17 protein-coding genes and 1 pseudogene are annotated in these 24,935 nt (G+C 56.6%); 11 read left to right on the top strand and 7 right to left on the bottom strand.

Annotated elements, in window-relative coordinates:
• Positions 1–1,019, bottom strand: a 1,019-nt coding sequence (locus ABYA88_RS01485) for a glutathione S-transferase family protein (protein WP_373184797.1), incomplete at its 3' end; no start/stop codon positions are given.
• Between the two features lie 152 nt (positions 1,020–1,171).
• Between ABYA88_RS01485 and ABYA88_RS01480 the strand changes: the two genes are divergently transcribed.
• Positions 1,172–1,876, top strand: coding sequence for an extensin family protein (locus ABYA88_RS01480; protein ID WP_373184795.1), 705 nt, complete (start codon positions 1,172–1,174; stop codon positions 1,874–1,876).
• 27 nt (positions 1,877–1,903) lie between these two features.
• Here ABYA88_RS01480 and ABYA88_RS01475 read toward each other — a convergent pair.
• The 3 genes and pseudogenes from ABYA88_RS01475 to ABYA88_RS01465 all read right to left on the bottom strand — a co-directional run.
• A pseudogene (locus ABYA88_RS01475) lies at positions 1,904–2,167 on the bottom strand (SDR family NAD(P)-dependent oxidoreductase); the annotation flags it as partial.
• Between the two features lie 137 nt (positions 2,168–2,304).
• Positions 2,305–3,948: a methyl-accepting chemotaxis protein gene (locus ABYA88_RS01470; protein ID WP_373184793.1), complete on the bottom strand. Its 1,644-nt coding sequence runs from the start codon at positions 3,946–3,948 to the stop codon at positions 2,305–2,307.
• A 128-nt stretch (positions 3,949–4,076) separates the two neighbouring features.
• Positions 4,077–4,313: a cysteine-rich CWC family protein gene (locus tag ABYA88_RS01465; RefSeq protein ID WP_373184792.1), complete on the bottom strand. Its 237-nt coding sequence runs from the start codon at positions 4,311–4,313 to the stop codon at positions 4,077–4,079.
• A 365-nt stretch (positions 4,314–4,678) separates the two neighbouring features.
• On the opposite strand from ABYA88_RS01465, the gene ABYA88_RS01460 reads away from it, so the two are divergent.
• From ABYA88_RS01460 to ABYA88_RS01450, 3 genes are read left to right on the top strand one after another with little or no spacing between them, the layout of a single operon-like run.
• Positions 4,679–6,049, top strand: a complete 1,371-nt coding sequence (locus ABYA88_RS01460) for a flavin-containing monooxygenase (RefSeq protein ID WP_373184790.1) — start codon at positions 4,679–4,681, stop codon at positions 6,047–6,049.
• Positions 6,046–7,152, top strand: a complete 1,107-nt coding sequence (locus tag ABYA88_RS01455) for a hypothetical protein (RefSeq protein WP_373184788.1) — start codon at positions 6,046–6,048, stop codon at positions 7,150–7,152. The genes ABYA88_RS01460 and ABYA88_RS01455 overlap by 4 nt, the downstream gene beginning before the upstream one ends.
• Positions 7,153–7,166: 14 nt before the next feature.
• On the top strand, positions 7,167–7,460 hold the full coding sequence (locus ABYA88_RS01450) for a hypothetical protein (RefSeq protein WP_373184786.1): 294 nt from the start codon (positions 7,167–7,169) through the stop codon (positions 7,458–7,460).
• A 205-nt stretch (positions 7,461–7,665) separates the two neighbouring features.
• Here ABYA88_RS01450 and ABYA88_RS01445 read toward each other — a convergent pair whose 3' ends face one another.
• On the bottom strand, positions 7,666–8,454 hold the full coding sequence (locus ABYA88_RS01445; RefSeq protein WP_373184784.1) for a pseudouridine synthase: 789 nt from the start codon (positions 8,452–8,454) through the stop codon (positions 7,666–7,668).
• A gap of 130 nt (positions 8,455–8,584) precedes the next feature.
• Between ABYA88_RS01445 and ABYA88_RS01440 the strand changes: the two genes are divergently transcribed.
• From ABYA88_RS01440 to fusA, 4 genes are all read left to right on the top strand, one after another.
• A complete protein-coding gene (locus tag ABYA88_RS01440) occupies positions 8,585–9,343 on the top strand; it encodes a substrate-binding periplasmic protein (RefSeq protein ID WP_373184782.1) in 759 nt (252 codons plus the stop codon).
• Positions 9,344–9,461: 118 nt separating this feature from the next.
• Positions 9,462–10,382, top strand: a complete 921-nt coding sequence (locus ABYA88_RS01435) for a hypothetical protein (RefSeq protein ID WP_373184780.1) — start codon at positions 9,462–9,464, stop codon at positions 10,380–10,382.
• 255 nt (positions 10,383–10,637) lie between these two features.
• Positions 10,638–12,824: a catalase/peroxidase HPI gene (katG, locus tag ABYA88_RS01430; RefSeq protein WP_373184778.1), complete on the top strand. Its 2,187-nt coding sequence runs from the start codon at positions 10,638–10,640 to the stop codon at positions 12,822–12,824.
• Positions 12,825–13,024: 200 nt separating this feature from the next.
• Positions 13,025–15,112, top strand: a complete 2,088-nt coding sequence (gene fusA, locus ABYA88_RS01425; protein WP_373184776.1) for an elongation factor G — start codon at positions 13,025–13,027, stop codon at positions 15,110–15,112.
• An 86-nt stretch (positions 15,113–15,198) separates the two neighbouring features.
• Here fusA and ABYA88_RS01420 read toward each other — a convergent pair whose 3' ends face one another.
• Positions 15,199–16,746, bottom strand: coding sequence for an MFS transporter (locus tag ABYA88_RS01420; protein WP_373184774.1), 1,548 nt, complete (start codon positions 16,744–16,746; stop codon positions 15,199–15,201).
• 563 nt (positions 16,747–17,309) lie between these two features.
• A complete protein-coding gene (gene bfr, locus ABYA88_RS01415) occupies positions 17,310–17,774 on the bottom strand; it encodes a bacterioferritin (RefSeq protein WP_373184772.1) in 465 nt (154 codons plus the stop codon).
• A gap of 324 nt (positions 17,775–18,098) precedes the next feature.
• Here bfr and tssI point away from each other — a divergent pair, with 324 nt between their 5' ends.
• From tssI to ABYA88_RS01400, 3 genes are read left to right on the top strand one after another with little or no spacing between them, the layout of a single operon-like run.
• Positions 18,099–20,249, top strand: a complete 2,151-nt coding sequence (tssI, locus tag ABYA88_RS01410) for a type VI secretion system tip protein TssI/VgrG (RefSeq protein WP_373184770.1) — start codon at positions 18,099–18,101, stop codon at positions 20,247–20,249.
• Positions 20,246–23,545, top strand: a complete 3,300-nt coding sequence (locus ABYA88_RS01405; RefSeq protein ID WP_373184768.1) for a hypothetical protein — start codon at positions 20,246–20,248, stop codon at positions 23,543–23,545. The genes tssI and ABYA88_RS01405 overlap by 4 nt, the downstream gene beginning before the upstream one ends.
• Positions 23,542–24,732: a hypothetical protein gene (locus tag ABYA88_RS01400; protein WP_373184766.1), complete on the top strand. Its 1,191-nt coding sequence runs from the start codon at positions 23,542–23,544 to the stop codon at positions 24,730–24,732. Before ABYA88_RS01405 ends, ABYA88_RS01400 begins: the two co-directional genes overlap by 4 nt.
• Positions 24,733–24,935: the final 203 nt, after the last annotated feature.

Here is a 24,935-nt window from a genome sequence, read left to right as displayed (position 1 = left end):
TCTGCATCAGTAAGTCCCTGCAACGCATTGACCGCCCGCTGGAGCAGAAAAAGCAGATACGGCTCCACACCCACCTCGAGCGAAACGCCCTTGAAGGTCGTGCTGACCATACCCAATTGACGCTGTTGCGGCTTCTCGGTCACCGGCGCGCCGTCGGCCGGCTGTGTGTTCTTCACCCAGTCATCGATGAAGGTGAACTTGTCGGTCAGCTCCGGGAATATTTCGCTGGCTATGTGCTCCAGAAGCGGCTCGAGAGTTGGCGGAATGGCATCTTCAGGCCAGAATTCGGTCTTCCGTTCGGGATATTCGACCACATCGAGCCCCGGTGCGGTCATGCGCTCGACCCAGCGATAAACCCGTGGCGCGCGCAGCTTCATGATTTGGCAAGGCACTGGATCACGTCCCAGGTGCGCGAACATGGAGCCGATCATGCCATAGTCACCAATCGAGGGCCGGTCGCCCAGCAGGTAGGGCATCTGCTCGAAGTGCTTATCGAGGATATCCAGCAACGCTTCGTAGGAACGCTCGATTTCCGGAATGCTCTGGTCGGTAACACCTAGGCGCGGCAGGTAAGCCTGCATGCGTCCCATCACCTTTTCTGCCATCGCCGCGCCTGATCCACCGGCGAACGCATGAATCAGAAATTCTTTCTGCTGTGCGAGATAGGACCAGCGATAATGCATTGCATGCTTGAGCATCGACTGACCACCGTAATACTCGATAATGATTCCAATCGCCTGCTGCAATGGCCCTTCCGGGTAAGCGGAGTAAGGAACACCGCGCTTCTCGAAATGATCGATGATATCCACCGTATCCTGGATGACCTCACCATCAGGCGTTTCGAGTACCGGGATGATGCCCCGCCCAATCTGCGGCAGAATACGCGCCGCGAAGTCAGGATGAGTAGTCGCTCGTTCGATATAAGGGATGCCCTGATTACGCATATAGCAACGGGCCTTGCCTGTATAAAGTGAATGTGGCGCGCCATAAAGAATGTAGGGTCTGGTATCGGTAAGCATGCTCGGCTCCCTTGAGTCTGTATTACGGGTCGGGGAGTTATAAGCACAGATTGTGCTGCAAGCAAGACGAATAGGCGTTATGAATATAGGGTTTACGTGATTGCTATCGGATTTTTCCAAGAGGTATAGGCCCTGATTTGAAGACTATCCTTGTGCGCTTGGCAAAACTGCTCGCCTTCCTTATGCTGTGCCTGCTGGTATTTCTACTGCGTCCCTGGGAGGCCATCCCACCGGCATGGAGCCCTTGGGAGCCGCTGTCGGTGGAACACGCGATGACACCTGTTACCCGCTGGAAGTTGTCCCGACTTGCCAATAACCCAACCCAATGCCGCGCTGCGCTGGCGACCGCACCGGATGAAGTACTTGCCTACACGCCGTTGGAAGATTACACGCCGATAGCGGGGTGTCCGCTGGCGAATGTAGTGAGAATCGAACGCAGCGACGTATCGTTCAGCTCCCCTTTCACCATCAGCTGTTCCTGGGCAGTAACCTGGGTCATGTTCGAGCGCAACGAGCTACAGCGCTTGGCCCTGACGCACCTAGACAGCAAGGTGACGCGTATCGACCACTACGGCAGCTTTGCCTGCCGCAATGTATACAACCGTGCCGAAGGGCGCCGCAGCCAGCATGCGACGGCATCGGCGTTCGACATAGCAGGGTTCCGGCTCGCAAATGGCGAACGAGTGTCGGTGCTTGAGAATTGGGCTGAACCAGGCGAATCGAAGCGCACGAGTTTTCTGCAGGCTTTCCAGGACAGCGCCTGTGATTACTTCGGCACCGTGCTGGGCCCTGACTACAACCGGGCCCATGCCAACCATTTTCACCTGGATACCAGCAATTACGGGTTTTGCCGATAATTCAAAACGTCAAATTATCGGGAACTATCACCAAGGTAGCTCCTCACCATTGCTGTGCCAGAAGGTGCCCGTGTTTTCCAGCGTCAGAGCGTCTATCCGCTCAACCAGGCCGCGGGCAGACTCGGCAGGGGTAATATGTCCCGAAAAACCCACCATGCGCGTCCGCACATAACCCGGATGAAGCTGTACCACTGCAATCCCTTTCGGTTTGAGATCCATTGCCAGCGACTAGCCGAACGCATTAAGAGCCGTTTTGGAGGCACGATAGCCGTAGCGTCCACCTGAATCATTGCAGCTCTTGCGCACCCAGACCGAATGCCAAGCTGAACGCATCCCACAGCGATCCCATATGCTCTCCTCATCACCGATGAGCGTTTGACACATGAGCTGCGGCAATATTCCATCCGCCGGTCAAGGCGGCATCGGGATCAGCGACTGGCTGTCTTGAACTGCCCGATCAAACGTTCAAGTTGCTCTGCTGCGCCCTTCAGATGCTCGGTATTCTCTGCCGTATCTTTGAGTTCGAACATGACCTTCCCGCCCAGGGCGCTGAGCTGGTTGAGGCTGCGGGCAATTTCATTGGAGGTCTGCGATTGTTCTTCAGCCGCGGCGGCAACTTGCTGCGTCATGTCGGAAATGGTTTCTACCGACGTGGTGATCGAGCCCAAAGCGGTCCGGGAGGCTTCTACCTGAGCCTGCATCTCTTCCGATTGCCGGTGGCTGCCTTCCATCGACTCCACAGCTCTGGTCGTACCGCCTTGCAGCAGTGTAATCATCTCCTGTATTTCATCAGTCGAGCGCTGTGTGCGGCTCGCGAGGGTGCGTACCTCGTCGGCTACTACTGCAAAGCCACGGCCCTGCTCGCCAGCACGGGCGGCTTCAATTGCTGCGTTGAGCGCCAGCAAATTGGTCTGATCGGCTACACCGCGGATGACGCTCAGCACCGAGCCTATGGTCTTCGAGTTCTCGTTCAGCTCACTTACGGCCTGAGCGGCGCGGGCAATATCGGTTGCCAGCGTGGCCATCATGGTCGAGGTGTTATCTGCGGTCTGGTGACCACGCGCAGTCTGCACACCGGCGTCCTTCGCAGCACCGGCCGAGTCAGACATGCGGCGGGCAATTTCCTCCACCGTTGCACTCATTTCTTCTACCGCAGAGGCAATGGTTTCCAGTTCGCTGTTTTGCTGATTGTAGGAAGACTCAGCCTTGACCATCGCATTACCCACATCCGTCGCGATCTGGCGGTTGCGCGACACCACGTCACGCAGCTCGTCGATCACACCAGACAGCTTGTCGGTGAAGGCATTGAAGCCGCGCGCCAGACCGGCTACTTCGTCACTGCCACTGGCATCCAGCCGGCGGGTCAGATCGCCATCGCCGGTCGCAATATCATCCATCGCACGCACAGCCTGGCCCAGCGGTCCATTGATACTGCGCGAGATGAGCAGATTGAACCCGATTAGCAGCAACAACCCGAGCGATGCCAGGATCAGCTTGGGAGTCATCTCCGCCCAGAAGAACCCATTCACGTCATCCAGATAGATCCCCGTGCCGAGCACTACGCCCCAGGGCTCGAACAAGGACACATAGGAAATTTTCGGAACCGGATTGGTAACACCGGGCTTGGGCCAGTCGTACGCGACAAAACCTGCTGAATCGGCACGCACGACTTCATTCATTTCACGGAAGAGGAACTTGCCGTTAGGATCTTTCACCTGGGCAACGCTGTTGCCGACAAGCGAAGTACTGAAGGGATGCATGAGCATCTGCAGATCAAGTGTATGCACCCAGAAGTAGTCATTGTCTCCGTAACGCTGGCCTTGCAGCACAACCAGCGCGGCTGCCCTTGCCTGTTCTTCACTAAGCTCACCCTGCAGATGTCGTTCATGAAAATACTCCAACACACCCATCCCCGATTCAACCAGATGCTGCGTTTTCAGTGCTCGGCCATCCAGCAGACTCTGACGAAAATCTACCGCGAAACCGGCAACAAGGGCGAAGACAATCAGCAGGATCAACGAAGTGACGGCAAGCAGTCTCTGGGATATTGAAAAGCGGCGTAGTAGGTTCATGGCGGGTCTCGAAAAAAGAGCGTGGGCTGAGGGAACATATGGAAACACTTTAAATCGGTATTGCCTATGCACCTTCGTCGAAAGGATGAGGGGGCGATACCGGCTTTTCGGCCGGCAGGCCCAGCGCCTTAATCTTTTCCGACGGACGGAATAGCTGTGCCCCGCTCGTCCGTGCATGAACCCGCGGCACATGCTGGACACAAACAAGCCTTGTTGACCTGGTCGGCTGGTATTCGCACAAGCGCCTGCATGCTTACCCCGACGCTCAAACACCAGCATGGCGTATCGAAGCTGCCCTCCACTGCGGGAGCGCACTGGTTGGATCCACCACATAGCGGACAAAGGTTACTGGGTAAGGGCTGCATGCTCATTTTCCTCGTGGCTGTACCTGTAAAAACGCGGAAACCTCAACTGTGATAGGATGCCCCTACTGGCATACGAGTTATCAAGTATTTTTCTCCTGCTTGTCCAGTTCGAGCGCTCCCCCCCGGCGTTTTCTCGAGATCTCGCGTTTCATCGGCGGCCTGCCCGCCTTCGGCCCTCTGTTGCACCCCGACAGCTGCAGCCTTCATTACATTGCGCCATCGGTTACCCCGACTTCAGTGCGCTTCATTGCGAAGCCCCATGTCTCGACCGTATTTCGGTTGGGCTGTGCCTGCTTTTCTCTTTTAATCGTCGCCCGGGCCGCTCTCGTCCGCGCACGATACCTTGCCTGTTATCAGGAGTCATTATGAGCTTTAGAGTTGCCATTCTAGGCGCCGGCCCGAGCGGCCTGGCCCAACTACGTGCTTTCGAAGCAGCCCGCCGCGACGGCGCTGACATCCCCGAAATCGTTTGCTATGAAAAGCAGAGTGACTGGGGCGGCCTGTGGAACTACACCTGGCGCACCGGTCTGGATGCCTACGGCGAGCCAGTGCACGGCAGCATGTATCGCTACCTGTGGTCCAATGGCCCCAAGGAATGCCTGGAGTTCGCCGATTACAGCTTCGAGGAGCACTTCGGTCGTCCCATCCCTTCCTACCCGCCGCGAGCCGTACTGCGTGACTACATCATGGGGCGTGTCGCCAAGAGCAACGTGCGCCAGTACATCCGCTTCAATACCGCTGTGCACTGGGTTGCCGAAGACGAAGCCACCGGCAAGTTCGCAGTCACCGTGCGCGACCTCAAGCAGGATGAGCTGAGCACTGAAGAGTTCGATCATGTGATCGTTGCCACTGGCCACTTTTCGACACCCAACGCGCCCTACTTCGAAGGTCTGGAAAAGTTTCCCGGACGCGTGCTGCATGCCCATGACTTCCGCGATGCGGTTGAATTCCAGGGCAAGGATCTGCTGTTGATCGGCAGCAGCTATTCGGCCGAAGACATCGGCACCCAGTGTCACAAGTACGGAGCCAAGTCGGTCACTTTCAGCTACCGCTCAAAGCCCATGGGTTTTGACTGGCCGGAATCCTTTGCCGAAGTGCCATTGCTTACCGAAGTCGTCGGCAAGACCGCCCACTTCAAGGACGGCACCAGCAAGGACGTCGACGCGATTATCCTGTGCACCGGATATCAGCATCACTTTCCGTTCCTGCCCAACGAACTGACCCTGACAACCAGCAATCGGCTTTACCCCGAAGGCCTGTACAAGGGCATCGTGTCTCTGGCCAATCCCAAGCTGATGTTCCTCGGCATGCAGGATCAGTATTACACCTTCAATATGTTCGACGCCCAGGCCTGGTACGCACGGGATCTGATGCTCGATCGCGTCACGCTGCCAACAGACCAGGCGATGGCCGCCGACACACATGAGTGGGTGGCCCGGGAGGAAAAGGTAGCGGACCCCTTCGAGGCGATTGACTTCCAGGCAGCCTACATACTGGATCTGCTTGAGCCTACCGACTATCCGCCGTTCGATGTGACCGGTGTCGCCGAGATCTTCAAGCAGTGGGAACATCACAAGGAGGCGGACATACTCGGTTATCGCAACAAGAGCTACCGCTCGACACTGACCGGTACCCTCGCACCCGTCCATCACACCCCGTGGATGGACGCGATGGACGATTCGCTGGAAGCGTTCCTCCACGAAGAGCAAGCCCAGCCAGAAAAGGAAGGTGTATGAGTCAGCAAAGCCCTAGCCAACCCACTCTCAGTCAGGCGCGTTCGCGTTTCACCTCCAGCAGCATCCGCTGGGGGTTCATGTGGGCGCTCTGGTGCGCCGTTCTGTGGGGCGCCTGGTATGTGCCGGGCTCCGCCGTCTGGTTTGAAGCGCCGTATATCGACCTGAGTTATGACACCAATGCCGAGTTCCTGCTGGCAGCGGCCGTGCTCACCACCTTCAACGCCATTGCCGTGCTGTTCTTCCTGTTTGTCTGGAACGGGGTGCTGGGCAAATGGGGTGAGTATGTGCGCACCATCAGGCAGATGCGCTACATCTCCAAGTGGTTTTTCATCGGCGCCATCTTTGGCGGGCCGATGGCCATCTTTGGTTCGTATCTGGCGATGGGCTATATCGGCGGCGCTTTCGCGGCAATTTCAGCGCTGATGTACCCGATAATCGGCGCCACGCTGGCCAGACTCTGGTACCAGGAAAAGATCACCCGTCGCGCAGCGGTGGGGATCTTCATCATTCTGGCCGGCGGCATCACCGTCTATGCGCCGGGCATTATCGGTGAACTCACCGGCACCGGCGACGCTGGCTGGCTGGGCTACCTGGGTGGTGCGATGGCAGCGCTGGGTTGGGGTATTGAAGGCGCGATTGCCGGCCGCGGGCTGGATGTAGCGGATCCGGATGTGGGCATTACCGTGCGATTCACCGCCGAAGTGCTGTATTGGGTTGTGCTGATTCTACCGGCGATCTACCTGTTCACCGATCAACCCGTAGTGGACCTGGTCATGGCCACATTCAACTGGGCTGCAATGGGCTGGCTGACACTGGCAGGCGTCACTTTCGCCTTCTGCTATGTCTCCTGGTACAAATCCTTCCCGCTGATTGGCGTAGGTCGTGGGCAGGCGATTGCAGCGCTTTACGGCCTGTTTGCGGTTATTTTTCTCGCCGCTTTCACGCTCGACTTCCCGGCGTGGAATTTCCTCGCAGGCCTGGTGCTGTTCGTGACCGGCGGGTTCGTCATGTACACCGAGAACAACGAAGTACTTGAAGTTGTCCGCGCTGTATCCAGCGATAGCGAAACGTCCAACACCTCCGCCAAAGCGGCCAACGTGTGAACACAGGAGCCACCATGAACACTTTGCACATGAAGGGCCGTATTCTTCAGTTGATCAATGCCACACAAGAGGTGGGCATCTGGGACTGGCAGGTCACCGACGCGCTGATGAAGGAGTTTGATCTCAGCGGCGCCTATTGGCGCGGCAACACCCGCGTCACGCTGGCTGACCTGTTCTCCAGCGGCATCATCGAAAGCGTTGAGGAAGAACTCGACGACCAGGCCTACTTCGGCGCAGGCCGGATCCTGTTCAAGTTCCGGCTAAATGACTTTGGTCGGCAACGCATGCGCGACACCGCACTGGCTTGAATGCCGGTGCGATCCTCTAAACTTAACAAGGAGAAATCATGTCTGATTTCTGGGGTTATCCGGGGGCTGACATCGTCGCCGTCGTCGTCATCATCGTGCTGAGCAGCCTTGCTCTGTACCAGGCACGTACCTTTGTAACCAAGCTCTAAGCGCAAGACGCTGGTGGCCCCTGGGCACCAGCGGCGGTAAAGGGTCTGGCAGGTTCTCAGCGCACAGCGCTGTGAACCTGCAGACCAGTCACTGCAACCTCCCCACTAAAGACCGTCAGTACCTGCATGAAAGAAGCCTCTGGTATCGACTTCAGCGTTACCGGCTGGCCGGTGACCGGGTGCATGAAAGCCATGGCAGTGGCTGCCAGCATCAATCGGCTCTGACCGAACCTCTCGGCGAAGTAATGGTTGTGGCGGGTACGACCGTAATTGGTATCACCAATAATCGGATGACTGATGTGCTGCATATGCCTGCGCAGCTGATGCTTACGACCGGTTTCTGGCTTTAACTCAACCAGGCTGTAACGACTGCTCGGATAACCTTCGATCTCGACGGGTATCTCCACCGTCGCCAGTTGGCGGAAGCAACTGCGTGCCTCGCGCACCGGCTGCTCTTCATTCTTGCAGCGTCGATCAGCCGGATGCTCGCGAAGAGGATGGTCGATGACTCCTGACGCCGGCGTCCAGCCGCGGACCATGGCCAGGTAGGTCTTCTTTACCGATCCGGACATGAACATCTTACCCAGCGCACGTGCGGTTCCGGGATCGCGGGCAAATAGCAGGAGCCCAGACGTCGGCCGATCAAGCCGATGCACCGGATAAACGTGCTCACCGCCGTTCAAAGCGCGCGCATATTGCAGGGCAAATTCGGTCTCGTGCCGATCTATCGGACTGCGGTGCACCAACAGACCCGCAGGCTTGTGCACCGCCAGCAGCCAACGATCCCGATAAACCTCTTCCAAGGGATTGAAGAGCGAGGACACGCATGTATCGACTACTTCCATGAACCTGCCTTTTCCAACACTGATTAAGGTCATGAGTCTAACCCAAATGCATGTATTTATCGGCTCGACGCCAGAGACATTCAACGCTAGGCTTTGCCAGAGATTCAAGGATGTGAGAACAGAATAAAAAATGAATTTTTATACCCGCCAATGGGGTATGGCTTCCCTGGGGCTCTTGCTGATGCTGACCTTTGGTGGCCTGCACGCCCAAGAAACTCCCCGCACCCTGACTGTTGCCTTTCTGGACTTTCCGCCGATGGCCTATGAGGATGACAACGGCAAAGCTGCTGGGAGTGTCATTGAACTGACCAACCGGATCGCAGCCGAAAGCGGCTTGAAGATCGAGTGGGTGAACTACCCGATCATGCGCATCTACCAGGGCCTGGCCAACGGTAAAATAGATTTCTGGCCCGGATCACAGGCGATTCCGGCTCTGCGCGATTTCACCCTGGAAACGCCCTCGATAGGTATTGATATTACTCTTTGCGCTTTTTCGTTGGGCGCTACACCAGTGCTAGAGAGCGTTCAGAAGCTTGCTGGCAACCGGCTGGTGCTTATAAGAGGCTACACCTACCGCAACCAGTTGAATGACATATTCGAGCAAAGTGCTCGTGAGCCCATTGTTGCCCCGAATCACGCAGCAGCATTGCAGCTGCTGGAAAAAGGCCGGGCCGACTATCTGATTAGTTACGCTGACCCGATCAAAAAAGCGCTGCTTCACTTCCCCCAAGCCGATTCCAAATGCGACGTACTCGATACCTGGCCTCTGGTCTACGTGGTTTCGAAGAAGACGCCTGATGCGCAAGGCATCCTCAAAGCACTGACTGAGGGTTATCTGAGAGCCAAGGCGGTTCAGACTACTGGCAGCGCATTCGTTCAAGCGCGATAGTTAGCTGCGCGGGATAAATGGGCTGAATGATGCGACACCAAGCCAATTGCGATATTTGCGCCACACCGCCTAAACTAAACTTGGCAACCCATCCCGACAGCCAATCAAAGGACATACGATGACCTTCGACACCCCCCTTTATCTCTGCGGCCCGTTACGCGAGCCAAAACAGATGCTTGCCGATCAGGAATACAGCGGACATACCTCCATTCATGACGACAGCATGGCGGAAAAGCTGGGCTTCAAGGCGGGTCCCATCGAAGGTCCCACGCACTTCAGTCTGTTTGCTCCGCTGTTGGCAGAGATCTGGGGGCAGGCCTGGTTCGAACGTGGCTGCTTCTCCGCACATTTCCAGAACATGGTGGTAGAAGGTGAGCTGGTACGCGCATTCATCGAACGTCCCTCACCCGGTGCAACCAGCGTACGCGCCTGGGCAGAGAAAGCTGACGGCACCCCGGTACTTGAAGCCAGCGCGAGTCTGGGACCCGATGCTGGCAAAACCCTGCTTGATCAGCGTATGGCAAAACTGCGTCCACCGGAAAAGCTGGTTATCCTGTCCGACCTGCATGTGGGAATGACCGGCGCCAAAGATGAAAAAGTGCGTATGAATGCTGACCAGCATATGGGCAACCTCTACCCCTTTTCGCTGACGCAAAAGCTTGAGGGTATTACCGAGAATTCGCCGTGGTATTCCGACCCCGCCAGCACACCGTGGGGCCGTGCGATCATTCCGATGGAAATGGTCAGCGTGCTTGCCGAGTACACCAGCAAGGAAGCCGAGTTTCCGGTCAAGCAGCCGGTTATCGGCCTGTTTGCTGATCAGGAAATTCGCATGATCGACGGCCCGTTGTTCGTCGGCGAGGACTATCTCATCCGTCGCGAAATTGTCGCGCTCTCTGAAAGCAAGCGCACCGAATCCTATTGGGTGCTTTCCAGTATCTATGATGCCAGCGGTAAAAAGCTCAAGGCGCAAATGCTGCTCAACCATGCCACGCTGAAAGCCTCCTACGCCAACTACGAGGCAGAAGCTTCGGCCTGACATCGGAAACGGCGGCCCTGAGGCCGCCGTTTTTCTTTCTCGCCCTCGTCATTCGTTGCCTGAAAACCCTGCTAACAAATCAGTACCACAATCCAGCCATGAGTTAACGTGGCCTGCGCCCCGTTCAGCTTTTACACGAGCCATGGATTCTGCCAGAACCGGAAAGCTTTGCTAATGTCATACCAGTCAGGACCTTGCACCTGTTGTCCTGCCCAGCGCCGTGCCCGGATCCCTACAAGAATTCCAGGAGTCGTTATGACCAGTGAAAGCAAATGCCCCGTGATGCATGGTGCACCCAAGAAAGGGCGTTCCAACCGTGATTGGTGGCCTGACCAGCTCAACCTGAACATCCTTCATCAGCATTCGCCCAGGGCCAACCCGATGGGCGAAGCCTTCGATTACGGCAAGGAATTCAGCAAGCTTGATCTCAAGGCCCTGAAGAAAGACCTCTATGACCTGATGACCGATTCCCAGGCCTGGTGGCCCGCCGACTACGGCCACTATGGTCCGTTTTTCATTCGCATGACCTGGCACAGCGCCGGTACCTACCGCATCGCCGATGGCCGCGGCGGCTCCTCCACCGGCTCCCAGCGCTTCGCTCCGCTCAATAGCTGGCCGGACAACGCCAATCTGGACAAGGCGCGCCGGTTGCTCTGGCCGTTGAAAAAGAAGTACGGCAACAAGATTTCCTGGGCCGACCTGATGATCCTGACCGGCAACTGCGCGCTGGAGTCCATGGGCTTCAAAACCTTCGGATTTGGCGGTGGCCGCGTGGACACCTTTGAGCCCGGAGAGGACGTGTACTGGGGTACCGAAGAGGAATGGCTGGGCGACGAGCGCTACGGCGAGGGTCGTGCTCTGCAGAACCCGCTTGCGGCGGTCCAGATGGGTCTGATCTACGTGAACCCGGAAGGCCCCAATGGCGAACCCAATCCGGAAAAGTCCGCCTTCGATATTCGCGACACCTTTGGCCGCATGGCAATGAATGACGAAGAAACCGTCGCGCTGATCGCTGGCGGTCATACCTTCGGCAAGTGCCATGGCGCGGGAGACCCGTCCCATGTGGGTGCAGAGCCCGAAGGTGCCGATATCGCGGAACAGGGTCTGGGCTGGACCAGCAAGTTTGAAAGCGGGTCTGCCGGCCATACGATAACCAGCGGCCTGGAGGGCGCATGGACTCCCCAGCCGACCAAATGGGATATGGGCTACTTCCATATGCTGTTTGACTATGAATGGGAGCTGGTCAAGAGTCCGGCCGGAGCCTGGCAGTGGGCGCCGAAGAATTCGGCCGAGAAAGACCTGGCCCCTGACGCCCACGACACAGGCAAGCACGTGCCTACCATGATGGCGACGACTGACCTTGCCCTGAAAGTAGATCCGGCTTACGAGCGCATCAGCCGTCACTTCATGAAAAATCCCGATGAGTTCGCCGATGCCTTCGCCCGCGCCTGGTTCAAGCTGACCCACCGCGACATGGGCCCAAAGGTGCGCTATCTGGGTGAAGAAGTGCCCCAAGAAGATCTCATCTGGCAGGATCCGGTTCCCACGGCAGATCATCCATTGGTTGACGCAGCGGATATCAAGTCGCTGAAGAGCAAGCTGCTCGATTCCGGACTCAGCGTTTCCGAGCTGGTTTCAACCGCCTGGGCTTCTGCGTCGACCTATCGTAACTCCGACAAGCGCGGCGGTGCGAATGGTGCCCGCATTCGCCTCGCCCCGCAGAAGGACTGGGCAGTAAACGAGCCGGCCAAGCTGGCCAAAGTGCTGGATAGGCTCGAACAGCTGCAACAGGACTTCAACAGCGCACCGCAAAACGGCAAGAAGATCTCCCTGGCCGACCTGATCGTTCTCGGCGGCTGTGCGGCAGTCGAGAAGGCAGCCCGCGCGGGCGGTCATGATCTGGAGGTGCCTTTTGCTCCCGGCCGCACAGATACAACTCAGGAGCTAACTGACGCCGAATCATTTGAGCCGCTGGAACCGAGAGCCGATGGTTTCCGCAATTATCTGGAAGTTGATGAAAAAATGCCCACTGAAGCCATTCTGGTCGACCGGGCCCAGTTGCTAACCCTCTCAGCGCCGGAAATGACCGTGTTGATCGGCGGTCTGCGCATGCTCAACGCGAATCATGAGCAATCTCGCCACGGGGTCCTGACCAAGCGACCGGGTACGCTGAGCAATGATTTCTTTGTCAACTTGCTGGATATGGGGGTCGCCTGGAAACAGACCTCGGAAACCGCCAACACTTTTGAAGGTCGTGACCGTGAAACAGGCGACCTGAAGTGGACCGGCACCCGAGTAGATCTGGTTTTCGGCTCCAACTCGCAATTGCGTGCACTTTCAGAGGTCTATGCCCAGGATGATGCAGAAGAGATGTTCGTCAAGGAATTCATCACCACCTGGGACAAGGTCATGAACCTTGACCGGTTCGACCTCACTTCCTGAGCCCCTGACCCGCGACGCAGGAAATAGAACGAGCACGCCGCACCGGCGATGCTCGTTTTTTCTTGCCCACACCTCAACAGCCCACTGCGAATCTCTGTCTTCATTCTCCGCCAGCCTTTCTATTCTAAAAGCAGAGCGAAATCCCTACTAATCCTGTATGATGAGCGCCTTTATTTCCACCCGGCTTATCAGAGAGCGCTATGAACACTGACCTAAACCTCTACAGAAACATCGGTATCTTCGCCCACGTTGATGCCGGGAAAACCACCACTACCGAGCGTATTCTCAAGCTGACCGGTCGTATCCACAAGCTTGGCGAAGTTCACGAAGGCGAATCTACTACCGACTTCATGGACCAGGAAGCCGAGCGCGGAATTACCATTCAGTCAGCAGCCGTCAGCTGCTTCTGGAAAGGCTACCGCTTCAACGTCATCGACACCCCCGGCCACGTTGACTTTACAGTTGAAGTATATCGCTCGCTGAAAGTACTCGACGGCGGCATCGGCGTATTCTGCGGCTCCGGCGGCGTTGAGCCCCAGTCAGAAACCAACTGGCGTTACGCGAACGACTCGAAAGTATCGCGTCTTATTTTCGTCAACAAGCTGGACCGTATCGGTGCCGACTTCCTGCGCGTAACCGCTCAGGTTGAAAAGGTTCTGGGCGCCAAGCCTCTGATAATGACCCTGCCCATCGGCCGCGAAGACACCTTCTCCGGCGTCGTCGATCTGCTGACCCGCAAGGCTTACGTCTGGGATGCTACCGGCCTGCCGGAAAACTACACCATCACCGACATTCCAGCCGACATGGTTGATGACGTTGAAAAGTACCGCAGCGATCTGGTCGAAACCGCCCTGGAAATGGACGATGACCTGCTGATGGCCTACATGGAAGGCGAAGAAGCCTCCATCGAAGATATCATGCGCTGCATCCGTAAGGGCACGCTGGAACTGGCATTCTTCCCGACCTACTGCGGTTCCGCGTTCAAGAACAAGGGTATGCAGCTGCTGCTGGATGCGGTTGTCGACTATCTGCCCGCGCCGCACGAAGTCAACCCACAGCCGCTGACCGACGAAGAAGGCAACGCCAATGGCGAATACGCCATCGTTTCCGAGAAAGAGCCCTTCCGCGCCCTCGCATTCAAAATCATGGATGACCGTTTCGGCGCCCTGACCTTCGTGCGTATCTACTCCGGTACATTGAGCAAGGGTGACACCATCCTTAACTCGTTTACCGGCAAGACCGAGCGCGTCGGCCGTATGGTCGAGATGCAGGCCAACGAGCGTAACGAGCTGAGCTTTGCTACCGCAGGCGACATTATCGCCATCGTCGGCATGAAGAACGTGCAGACCGGTCACACCCTGTGTGATCCCAAGCACCCCTGCACCCTGGAAGCCATGGTATTCCCCGAGCCGGTAATCTCCATTTCGGTCACACCGAAAGACAAGGGTTCCACCGAGAAGATGGGCGTTGCCATCGGCAAGATGGTTGCAGAAGATCCGACCTTCCGTGTTGAGACCGACATCGATTCCGGTGAAACCATCCTCAAGGGTATGGGCGAACTGCACCTGGATATCAAGGTCGACATCCTGCGCCGCACCTACGGTGTGGATCTGCTCGTTGGTCAGCCACAGGTTGCCTATCGCGAGACCATTACCCGCGAAGTAGAAGACAGCTACACCCACAAGAAGCAATCGGGTGGTTCCGGTCAGTACGGCAAGATCGACTACGTCATCAAGCCCGGCGAGCCAAACACTGGTTTCACCTTCAAGTCTTCGGTCACCGGCGGCAACGTTCCGAAGGAATACTTCCCAGCGATCGAAAAGGGTTTTGCTTCCATGATGGGTATCGGCCCGCTGGCAGGCTTCCCGGTACTGGACGTGGTTTGCGAGCTGAAGGACGGTGGTTACCACGCGGTCGACTCCTCGGCCATCGCGTTCGAAATCGCAGCCAAGGGTGCCTTCCGCCAGACCATGCCCAAAGCCGGCCCGCAAATGCTGGAGCCGATGATGAAGGTCGATGTATATGCTCCGGAAGATCACGTAGGTGATGTTATCGGTGACCTTAACCGTCGCCGCGGCATGATCCTGGGTCAGGAAATCAGCGCCACCGGCGTACGCGTCAAGGCCGATGTACCGCTGGCAGAAATGTTCGGCTATATCAGCACCCTGCGTACCATGACGTCCGGCCGTGGTCAGTTCTCCATGGAGTTCTCCCATTACGCGCCCTGCCCTGCCAACGTGGCAGAGACCGTAATCGCGAAAGAGAAGGAAAAGAAAGCGGCCAAATAAGCAGCAAGGCCCGCTATCTGAAACGCCCCGCCGGGTTACCCGGGCGGGGCGTTTTTATTTGTGCATGCACCTTCGGCCGGGGGTCGTTAGTGCTCTCCCGCCTTTATTCGTACCTGGCGCAAACAGACGGCAGTCAGAATGGCGGCTGCGGCCATTATCGCGGCACCAATCAACGCATTGGCATGCAGGGCCTGGGCAAATGCACTCTGGGCAACGACGAGCAGAGGCTCGGCCAGCTCCGGGGGCAGCTGCGGCACTATACCGAGAGCGCCACCCAGCGTATCGGTGGCAATTTCAATCTGCTGCACATCCAGACCTGACGGCATGTGCTCAGCCATCTGGCCCCGATAGACCGCTGCGCCGACACTGCCGATCACGGCAATACCCATCGCCATTCCCAGTTCGGTCGCGGTTTCCGATGTAGCCGCGGCTGCACCGGTTTTTTCCGGTGGTACCGAACTGATAACCAGATCCGTACCCAGAATCATCATGGGCATCACACCGACTCCTAACAGAATGGTGCCCAGCATCATCAGCCCGATTCCGTTGTCAGCGGTTATCAACATCAACGCAACGAAACCCGTCACCGCCACTGTCAGCCCACCGCTCACCAGCCAAGACGGCTGGATCCAGCGCGACATTCGCGGCACCAGAAGTGAAGCTATTGTCTGCAATATGGCAGAGGGCAACATCACCACACCAGCTGCCAGAGCACTAAGCCCCATGACGCCTTGCAGATACTGGAAAATCATCAGCCATGCCCCGGACAGAGCCAGGATCGACATCAGCATTGCGACCACGGAAACAGTAAAAGCGCGGCGGCGAAACAGCTCCATATCCAGCATCGGATCACTGAGACGACGTTGGCGCCGCACGAAAACCGCGCCCAAGGTCAGGCCAGCAAGACTGGCAACAATGGCCAACCCGTTCAGCCCATCGCGCGCAATATCCTTAAGACCAAAAATCACCAGCAGCAGTGCAGAGATAGACAGAAAAGCACTGGACAGATCCAGGCGGCCCGCCTGCTCGTCGCGGAATTCCGGAAGAAGAAATGGACCCGCGACTAACAGCAGCACCATCACTGGCACTGCCAGCAGGAAAACCGCACCCCACCAGAAAAACTCAAGCACTATCCCGCCAATCAACGGCCCGACGGCTGTGCCGACAATAAAGCCAGTCATCCAAACAGTAATCGCCAGGGTGCGCTCATGGGGCACGTGAAACATGTTGCGGATAAGTGACAGAGTCGACGGCATCAGAGTGGCTCCTGCCACACCCAGCAGAGCGCGTGTGGCAATCAGCATGTTGGCTGACGTGGCAAAGGCAGCAGCGATCGATGCCACACCGAAGGCCAAGGCACCTATCAACATCAGACGTCTGCGGCCGATCCGGTCGCCTAGGGTCCCCATGGTGATCAAAAATCCCGCTACCATGAATCCATAAATATCGAGTATCCACAGAAGCTGGGCACTGCTTGGCTGTAGATCCGCACTCAACTGCGGTACAGCCAGATGCAGGACGGTCATGTCGAGCGCCAGCAACAATGTTGGCAGAACCAGCACAGCCAGTCCCAGCCACTCAAGACGCCCCGCCGGGCGCCAGGTCTGTGGGTCAGCGGATTCGTTGATATTCATCGGAACCTCCGGAAGCGATCACGCTTCATACTCCCGCGTAGACGAGACCTGCATGATACAGAAAGCTCTGCCAGTCCACGTGCCGCAACGCCATTGCCGCCGCGGAGGTTTCCTATTCGGTAGAACCACTAGCGAGCCTTATCTCATCGCAACTCGCAGCCACCACCCAGGTTGCATTGGATCCGTATCACCAGCGCTGTTTCGAGGCAGCGCAATCGGCTGCGAGAGCAATAGAGCAACGCTTTGAGGACGATATCGGAAAAGGCCTGGTAAGCCTGGAAAGATTATTCGACACCACGCTTAAAACCATCGCCGGGTACGTCCCTACCCACAACAAGGCGTTTTGCGCGCGACCCAACGGCAACCTGCAGCACGACACCCAGCACTGCCGGACCAAGCGTCTGTTTGACAATCGAACCGGGAGTCGCTGTGGAAGTCACGAAAAAACGCTATTGTTGCCGATCTACAAGCGCGCCACGGACGAGATCATGCATGATCTGTCCGTACCCATCCGCATCGCTGGAGTTTGGGGGCGGGTTGAGGTTGGGCTACAGACCCGAGGCTCAGATCTGAGACTGGAGGTAGTTCTCCAGACCCACCAGTTTGATCAGGCGCAACTGTTGCTCCAGCCAATACGCATGATCTTCTTCGGTGTCCTGAAGCTGCGTTTCGAGCATCTCACGGGTCGGATAGTCCTTATGCTTCTCGCACAGTGCAATAGCCGCTGCCAGATTATCGCGCACTTCGTATTCCAGTCTCAGATCCGAGGCGAGCATGTCAGGCACGTTGTAACCCGGATGAATCGCATCGGGCGTCATGTCGGGCCGACCTTCCAGAAACAGGATACGCTTGAGAATGGCGTCAGCGTGCTGCGTCTCTTCTTCCATCTCGTGATTGATTCGGTCGTAAAGTTTGCTGTAGCCCATGTCTTCATACAGGCGAGAGTGGAGAAAGTACTGATCACGCGCGCCAAGCTCGCCGCGTAGCAGTGAAATGAGGCAGTCGATGACTTCCTGGTTGCCTTTCATATGCTGATCTCCACACTCGTTTACGAATTGTCCGATTGTGCCCCAGACAACTTTCGATTGCCATCAGAAGAGGCAAAAACCGATAATTAACAGTGATTTATGTGTATTTATATCGAAACTTTAAAAAGAACTATTAATATTCGCGTCGCCCTTATGAGCAACTTTTTGCGCACACAGGTTCTTGATCAGAATAGTCTTTCCCGCAATACCCATCACCTTTTTGCCGCCTGGTTCACATCATCCAATTGATTGATCTGCGATAATCTGCGCGCGGCCAGGCATGGCCAAATTCGCCAACCGGCAGATCAGAACGAGGAACAACGGATGTTCGCCCCCGCCAACACGGCCGCTTTTACGCTGGATTTTCCCCGCATGGATATGTCCGGCATGGATATGTCCGGCATCGCCCATGACTTCAAGGTGCTGTCGTTCACCGGCACCGAAGCCATCAGCCAGCCATACCGCTTTGAACTGGAACTGGTCAGCGAACGCCCGGATCTGGATATTGAAGCCCTGCTGCAGCAACCGGCGTTCTTCACCTTCGCAGGCCGAGGCAAGGGCATCCATGGACTAATCCACCGGATTTCTCAGGGCGACGCCGGCAAGCGGCTGACGCGTTACCACATCGACCTGGTGCCGCATCTCGCGTACATGGGCCATCGCACCAATCAGCGCATCTTCCAGCACCTGTCGGTACCCGAGATCATCAGCCGGGTATTGCACGACCATGGCATCCAGGCCGATGCCTACCGCTTCCAGCTCAACAGCGACTACCCACAGCGGATCTACTGCACCCAGTACGATGAGACCGACCTGCACTTCATCCAGCGTCTCTGTGAAGAAGAAGGCATCCATTTTCACTTTGAACACAGCATCGAAAACCACCTGCTGGTATTCGGTGACGACCAGACCGGTTTCCCCAAGCTGGCTCGCCAAACCCCTTACATCCAGGACAGCGGCCTGGTCGCCGACGAACCGGTGATCAAACGCTTCGCCATGCGCATCGAAACCCGCCCCAGCCGCGTCACCCGCCGGGATTACGATTTTGAAAAGCCGCACCTGTTGATGGAAGCCGCGCACAAGGCTGAACAGGTAACTGAAGGCGAAGAACCGCCGATCCCGCTACCTGACCTGGAAGACTACGACTACCCCGGCCGCTTTACCGAGCGCGCCCGCGGCAAGCAGTTGGCCAAACGCAGCCTGGAGCGGCATCGCAGCGACTACCGTCTGGCCGAAGGCAGGAGCGATGTACCCAGCCTGGTCACCGGGCACTTTCTGACACTGTCAGAGCACATACGCACGGAGTGGAATGACCTCTGGCTGGTGGTCAGCATCCAGCACGAAGGCAAGCAACCGCAGGTACTGGAAGAATCCGTCACCAGCTACGTTAAAGACAGCGACGGCTTCACTCAGGGCTACCGAAACCAGTTCACCGCCGCCCCCTGGGACGTGCACTACCGCCCCCAACTGGACCACCCCAAACCCAAGGTGCTCGGCACCCAGACCGCTGTAGTCACCGGCCCCAAAGGCGAAGAGATCCACTGCGACCAGTACGGCCGCATCAAGGTGCAGTTCCATTGGGATCGTGAAGGCCAGGGCGACGAACGTACCAGTTGCTGGCTGCGCGTGGCTTCAGGCTGGGCAGGCAACCAATACGGTGGCATCGCCATTCCTCGGGTCGGCATGGAAGTACTGGTCACCTTCCTGGAGAGCGACCCAGACCAGCCCCTGGTTACCGGTTGCCTGTACCACAGGACGCATCCGGTCCCCTACGAACTGCCCGCCAACAAGACCCGCAGCGCGTTCAAGACCCTCAGTTCACCCGGCGGTAGCGGGTACAACGAGCTACGCATCGAAGACAAGAAAGACCAGGAACAGATCTACATCCACGCCCAGCGTAACTGGGATGAGAATATCGAGAACGACCAGAAGATCCGCGTCGGCAACGAACGCCACGACCGAGTGGAAGCCAACAGCTATACCGAGTTCATGGCCGAAGAGCACCACACCACCCACAGCGACCGCAAAACCGAAATCAAGGCGAACGACCACCTAACCGTCGGCACCAGCCAACACGTCAAACTCTGCACCGCCCAGCTCCTCGAATCAGGCGAAGAAATACATCTCTCCAGCGGCATGAAAGTCGTACTGGATGCAGGCAGCGAGATCACCTTCAAGGTCGGCGGCAGTTTCGTAAAGCTGGATCCTAGCGGGGTTACGTTGGTTGGGCCGAGCGTGAATATCAATGCCGGCGGTAGCCCCGGCTCGGGGAGTGGTGCTGCGCCATTGCCGCCTGTAGCGCCCCTGTTCGCTGATACCGCACCAGTCGGCGAAGTAAACGGTAGAGCCAACGTGAATCCATTGGCCTTGCCAGATCAAGGGGAACCGGGGCCAAAGCAGTTGATCGTCGACGTTTGGGGAGATCCGGAACTGGGCAACCAGATACAGCTACTCGATCCAGAGGATGACGCATGAGCGGGTTAGTGGATGAGCCGATTGGGCAAGGAACTCGCAAGCGCGCCGATTACGAGACCAGGCAGCGTGCCCGATTGGCACTCAATATCGAACGCATCGACGGCGGCACCCTGCAGATTATTGTAGAAAGTGATATGCGCAGCCACGAAGAAGAAGCTGATATTCAGCAGAATACTTTCCTGGCAGTCATGCCCTTGGCACGTTTGCCAGGACACGAGCGATACGACGAACAACCCAAAGGCGCACTGCCCCGCGCCGGACGGATCTATATTTTCCGTCAGGGCAAACTGTGGCGAGAGCTGGCCTGCGATGGCCAGGGAAATCTGTCCGATGTGGACGTCATGCATTGGCGACGAGGGTCAGCTCAGGCAAACGCTGCCGACAACCGCCCTGCTGTTGGCAAGCAGCAATCACTTGTTCTCGTACCCATGCTGCTCCAAGGTCAGTTTGTCGGCAATGATTATGAGATGACCTACAGCGAGCTGCCTTGGACCTGGGAATACATAAGTTGGCTTGAAGAAGACAGAAGTCGGGTAACCGATCGTTGCCAGACGGTAGGTCCAGCGTGGTCCGCGGCGGTAATCGGAGGTGACCAGTGGAGTGCGAGCCAGAGCATGCCGATCACGGTGATCGACAAGGAAGCAGATGGGCTGCGCCCACGGGATTTCAGCATCGAGAGCCTGATGGACGATCCCGCATTATTCAAGCCCGCACTGTCTGCGATTCCGCCTAGCGATTGGGCAGTCAAGTTACAGCAGACCCTTGAACAGCTTGCTGTCCACGAAGCTGCGGGGACTGCTCAACCGCTTACGAGTTTTACCGCTACTTCCGATGTACTGACAGAGAAATCCCTGCGTGGTTACCCACAGCTGGTCGGGCTCATGCTTGATGACCCGCTCTTCACGATGCGTCACGCCATAGCCCAGATACGGCTCGCCGAACAACACTTGCTGGCCCTCAATGCCCTGATCCCTTATAGCCCGAACGGGCGTTATGCTCAGGTACTTCACAGCACCGTCCTGCACGAGCGCAATAGCCCCCTGGCGAAATTCAAGAGCTACCTTGATACCGACCGGATAGATGATGCTGTATTTGAAAATCAGCGGCTCCTCGCTCGCGATTACATGGAAGCCATGCTCGAAAGATTGTTGCGCCTCTTCGATGGATCTCTCGCCCAGGTGGCAAAGGATTGGCTGATCAGTAACGATGAGCGACTGTTGGAGCCATATGTATGGCTGGCAGAAGCCTTGGACGCTCTCAGCAAGAATCCGGCCCAGTCGGATGCTTTGTATTTTGGTTCGATGCGCAGCAGTCTTCAGAGAAGTCTTGGTCGGGTCAGCGGCAGCCTGCTGACCGGCACGCATGATTTGACTCGGGGTATGCTGGCAAACGCTGACGGCGAGCTGCCAGACGCAGTAGTCCGCATCCAGGCACTGGCTGAAAATGGCCGCCAGCCTGACCCGGAAAACATGGGCTTGAGCAGTCTGTTGCAGATGGTAGACATCGACCCGGAGGACACTGACCGGGGTCTGGTATTCAAAAGCTTGCACGCCCTGATCGGGGACGTAATGGATTATTTTTCCGTGACCGTCCTTGCCCACCTCAACCGTCTGCAGGCGAGTGAGGTTGTGCTACAGGTCGACTTCCACCGCTTGTTCGCACCCTCCCTTGGCATTGTTGGTCGACTTTCACCGAAGTGGCACGGGCTTCAACTAATGACCGCAGGAGAGGCTCAAACGCAAAACCTGCGAATTCTAGGTGTTAACACCGGCAATCTCCGCAATGGCCTGACTCCCGCGGAACGAACTACCCTCACCCGTAAACATTACCTGTACGGCAATATTCTAGATCACGAAAACCGCGTCATAGGGTCCAGTAGCCCTCGTCAGCTTGGGGGCAATATGCTACCCAACCAGGGCAGCACTACCCTTATTGTTGCGCCAGAAAATCACCCCGAGGTACGTAAGTTCAGTTCCTGGAAAAGCACTATAAGCGATCACGTAGATACAGTGGTTCGCACACCTGCAATGCCTTTGGTTGCTGTGGCGTGTGCTTTGTATAACTTACGTGCGCAAACCGAAGATATGAGGGGATTATTGGATGAAGGGTTCGAAGGAGAGCTGCGTTATACCTTTGGAAGACTGTCTGCGGGAGCGGATTTAACCATTGCGATTGGTAACCTCACCAAATATATCTTTGGGTCAGGACACGGCCTTGTACAATTCTTAAATAAGCCTCGAATTGAGGTGCCTAGATTATTGCCTAAATGGCGGACCAATCTGATCACACAAACAGGCAGCTCCAAAATCCCCCTGCTTCGTATTGCACCTGGCTTAGCTATCTTAATCTCGGCAGCACTCTGCACCTGGGACGCCAAACGAGCCTGGCATCAAGGCGATCGGAATGCCGCTGTCGCCTATGGCATCGCAGCCACCGGTGGTGCTACATGGGGTGCTTATGCGCTAGGCATGTCAATCAACCCAATCGTATTGGCCGCCGGTGCGATATTGTGTATCGGCGGCAGCATTGTTGCCGGATGGTTAATTGATAGTGATATAGAAGCGCTGCTCAAAAACGGCCCTTTCGGCAGGCAGCACGGCGAAGCAGGATTAATCGATAGCGTGCTCGGCGACGATCAGCGATTCGCTCACCTTGCCAACCCACAGAATGCCTATACCCAACTGCTCGGCATTCTCGGCAAACCAGTAATCCGGGTGGAGCGTTTTTCGGACTGGAGTCGCAGTGCCCCGGAGTATCAACAGAAACAGGTCAAGCAGATCGGCGCTCATCGGTCGATGCTTCCAAATAACTGCCAACCGACCAATACCATCCCATTTGATGAAGAAGACTGGGCGGTGACGTTGCACTCACCGCTGCTATCAATGCTTGGCACCGGGGCAGAGTTTCGTTTGCATGCCATAGAGGAGATGCGCTCGCTGTCACTTACCGGCGCGTTCAATGCAGAGCGAGTGAACCAGCGCGTTATAGATGATGCCAAATTGGCGGCGCTGCCACTGAACGACTCAATGGTGCTGTATGTATTACCCAGAAAATTTCCTGTACTTACGATGACACCGCTGCAACGCCACTACAACAAGGTTACTCAGAGCCTTAAGGTCATGGCACAGTTCCACATTGATCCCGAAGAGAACACAGGGAAATTATTGGTCGTGCCTCAACCCAGTCCAAAACGGTGGCAGCCTTACAGCACTGCTTTTCTCCACACTCCTGCACAAAATGCCAAGTCCGAGGAAGTACCCTACTGGCTGATAGAGACCACGGAATTCAAGGTATGACCATGCAGGAAAAATTGTCCGTCTACGGTACTGGCGCCTTTTGTGCGCGCCGCATCCCCACGTTGGCGCCCGCCAAGGAAGCACACCCTGGCTTAATGGATCGTCCGCTGGCGTGGGGACACTATGCTGGCCTCGATTCCGTCGTGGAAATAGATCACCAACTTGAAGCCGGGCTACATATCATTTACGAGCTGCAGCAAAACGAAGAGGGGAAACAGCAGATTTTTTACGATGCGCAAAGATGGAACTTCGAGAATGTCAGCCGTGCACCGTATTTTCTGTTTATCTTGAAAGTTTCGTGTTTTTTTCTTCCTTTATTCATATGGGGTGGACTGGCAGGTGTCATGCTTGGTGATTACTTGTATGTTCCCGTACTCGGACTCTCTCTTGCGTTTATAAATTTATACTTGGCAACTTCGTCAAAAAAGTGGTACGCCTATTTAATAATGGTTTTAGGCGCGGTCGTAACCGCCGCCGTTATCGCCTGGAACCAAAACGCACTCTGGGGCTATTGGGCAGAACAAACTGCCTTCTGGCTCGGCATGATCCTGTTCGCGATAGCGCTATTCGGCGCGGACGCTCTGCTCTGGATGTATGCCCGTTTTTACACCCACGATGGCAGCGGTTTTAACCGCCGCGAGGGCACGCTGACTATCGCGCGACGCTTTCGCAGGCCTTTCGTAGCGCCGTTCTATGAGTTCGACCCTTATATCCAGCTTCAGGTCACCCCGCACGGCGGGCATGACTATGTGTTGTGGTTGCGACACCGCTACACGGATACATCCGCTTGCCTGGCCACCAAGCTGCATAGCCTGGGCCTGGATAAACCGAACATTCTGGCTTTCTGGGATACGTTGCAGCGCTATATGGATGTGGACGAGCCGCTTCCTGATTTACCCATTCTGGAGCAGAGCAGGCATCTGGATCCGGTAACAGCAGCGTACGACCAAGCGCATAACCGACCGCCCCGTCGCTGGCGGGATATGGATGTGAACACCTGGCGACGCAAGGAAGCGCGAGAGCTGAGAGAGAGCCTTGAAGCCTACCCGTGGCAACGGAAAGCTTGCATATTGCGGGAGAGAATTGATCCTGCGCTAAACATCGAGACCTATTACCGCCAGCAGGAAGCCAACGGGATCGAAGGGACCCCCAGAGCCGATGACTTCGATAATATCCATCGCCCGTGAATACGACTTTGGCGAGGCCTGAAAGCGCCATTGGATCCCAGCCTTCGCGCGCAAGACGTTTTGGGGGGAGCGTGAGGCGTTTGATTGGAGCGCCGTGCTTACCGTCAACCGCTCGTTCAAAACGAAGCGGTAAAGGTCACTCCGTTCAAACTCGACTCAGTGCTCGCCAGTCGTTGTGGGCCGACCTTTCGCCTTGTCTGCTG

Origin of the sequence: Halopseudomonas sp. (assembly GCF_041579695.1) — a bacterium.
Taxonomy (GTDB): Bacteria; Pseudomonadota; Gammaproteobacteria; order Pseudomonadales; family Pseudomonadaceae; genus Halopseudomonas.
This window is presented reverse-complemented; position numbering and strand designations above follow the sequence as displayed.

What these genes read in the sequence shown, in the direction of transcription:
- ABYA88_RS01440 (WP_373184782.1), top strand. Translation starts at nt 8,585, where the DNA reads ATGAATTTTTATACCCGCCAATGGGGTATGGCTTCCCTGGGGCTCTTG.
- tssI (WP_373184770.1), top strand. Translation starts at nt 18,099, where the DNA reads ATGTTCGCCCCCGCCAACACGGCCGCTTTTACGCTGGATTTTCCCCGC.
- ABYA88_RS01455 (WP_373184788.1), top strand. Translation starts at nt 6,046, where the DNA reads ATGAGTCAGCAAAGCCCTAGCCAACCCACTCTCAGTCAGGCGCGTTCG.
- ABYA88_RS01400 (WP_373184766.1), top strand. Translation starts at nt 23,542, where the DNA reads ATGACCATGCAGGAAAAATTGTCCGTCTACGGTACTGGCGCCTTTTGT.
- ABYA88_RS01435 (WP_373184780.1), top strand. Translation starts at nt 9,462, where the DNA reads ATGACCTTCGACACCCCCCTTTATCTCTGCGGCCCGTTACGCGAGCCA.
- ABYA88_RS01445 (WP_373184784.1), bottom strand. Translation starts at nt 8,454, where the DNA reads ATGGAAGTAGTCGATACATGCGTGTCCTCGCTCTTCAATCCCTTGGAA.
- ABYA88_RS01460 (WP_373184790.1), top strand. Translation starts at nt 4,679, where the DNA reads ATGAGCTTTAGAGTTGCCATTCTAGGCGCCGGCCCGAGCGGCCTGGCC.
- katG (WP_373184778.1), top strand. Translation starts at nt 10,638, where the DNA reads ATGACCAGTGAAAGCAAATGCCCCGTGATGCATGGTGCACCCAAGAAA.
- fusA (WP_373184776.1), top strand. Translation starts at nt 13,025, where the DNA reads ATGAACACTGACCTAAACCTCTACAGAAACATCGGTATCTTCGCCCAC.
- bfr (WP_373184772.1), bottom strand. Translation starts at nt 17,774, where the DNA reads ATGAAAGGCAACCAGGAAGTCATCGACTGCCTCATTTCACTGCTACGC.
- ABYA88_RS01450 (WP_373184786.1), top strand. Translation starts at nt 7,167, where the DNA reads ATGAACACTTTGCACATGAAGGGCCGTATTCTTCAGTTGATCAATGCC.
- ABYA88_RS01470 (WP_373184793.1), bottom strand. Translation starts at nt 3,948, where the DNA reads ATGAACCTACTACGCCGCTTTTCAATATCCCAGAGACTGCTTGCCGTC.
- ABYA88_RS01465 (WP_373184792.1), bottom strand. Translation starts at nt 4,313, where the DNA reads ATGCAGCCCTTACCCAGTAACCTTTGTCCGCTATGTGGTGGATCCAAC.
- ABYA88_RS01420 (WP_373184774.1), bottom strand. Translation starts at nt 16,746, where the DNA reads ATGAATATCAACGAATCCGCTGACCCACAGACCTGGCGCCCGGCGGGG.
- ABYA88_RS01405 (WP_373184768.1), top strand. Translation starts at nt 20,246, where the DNA reads ATGAGCGGGTTAGTGGATGAGCCGATTGGGCAAGGAACTCGCAAGCGC.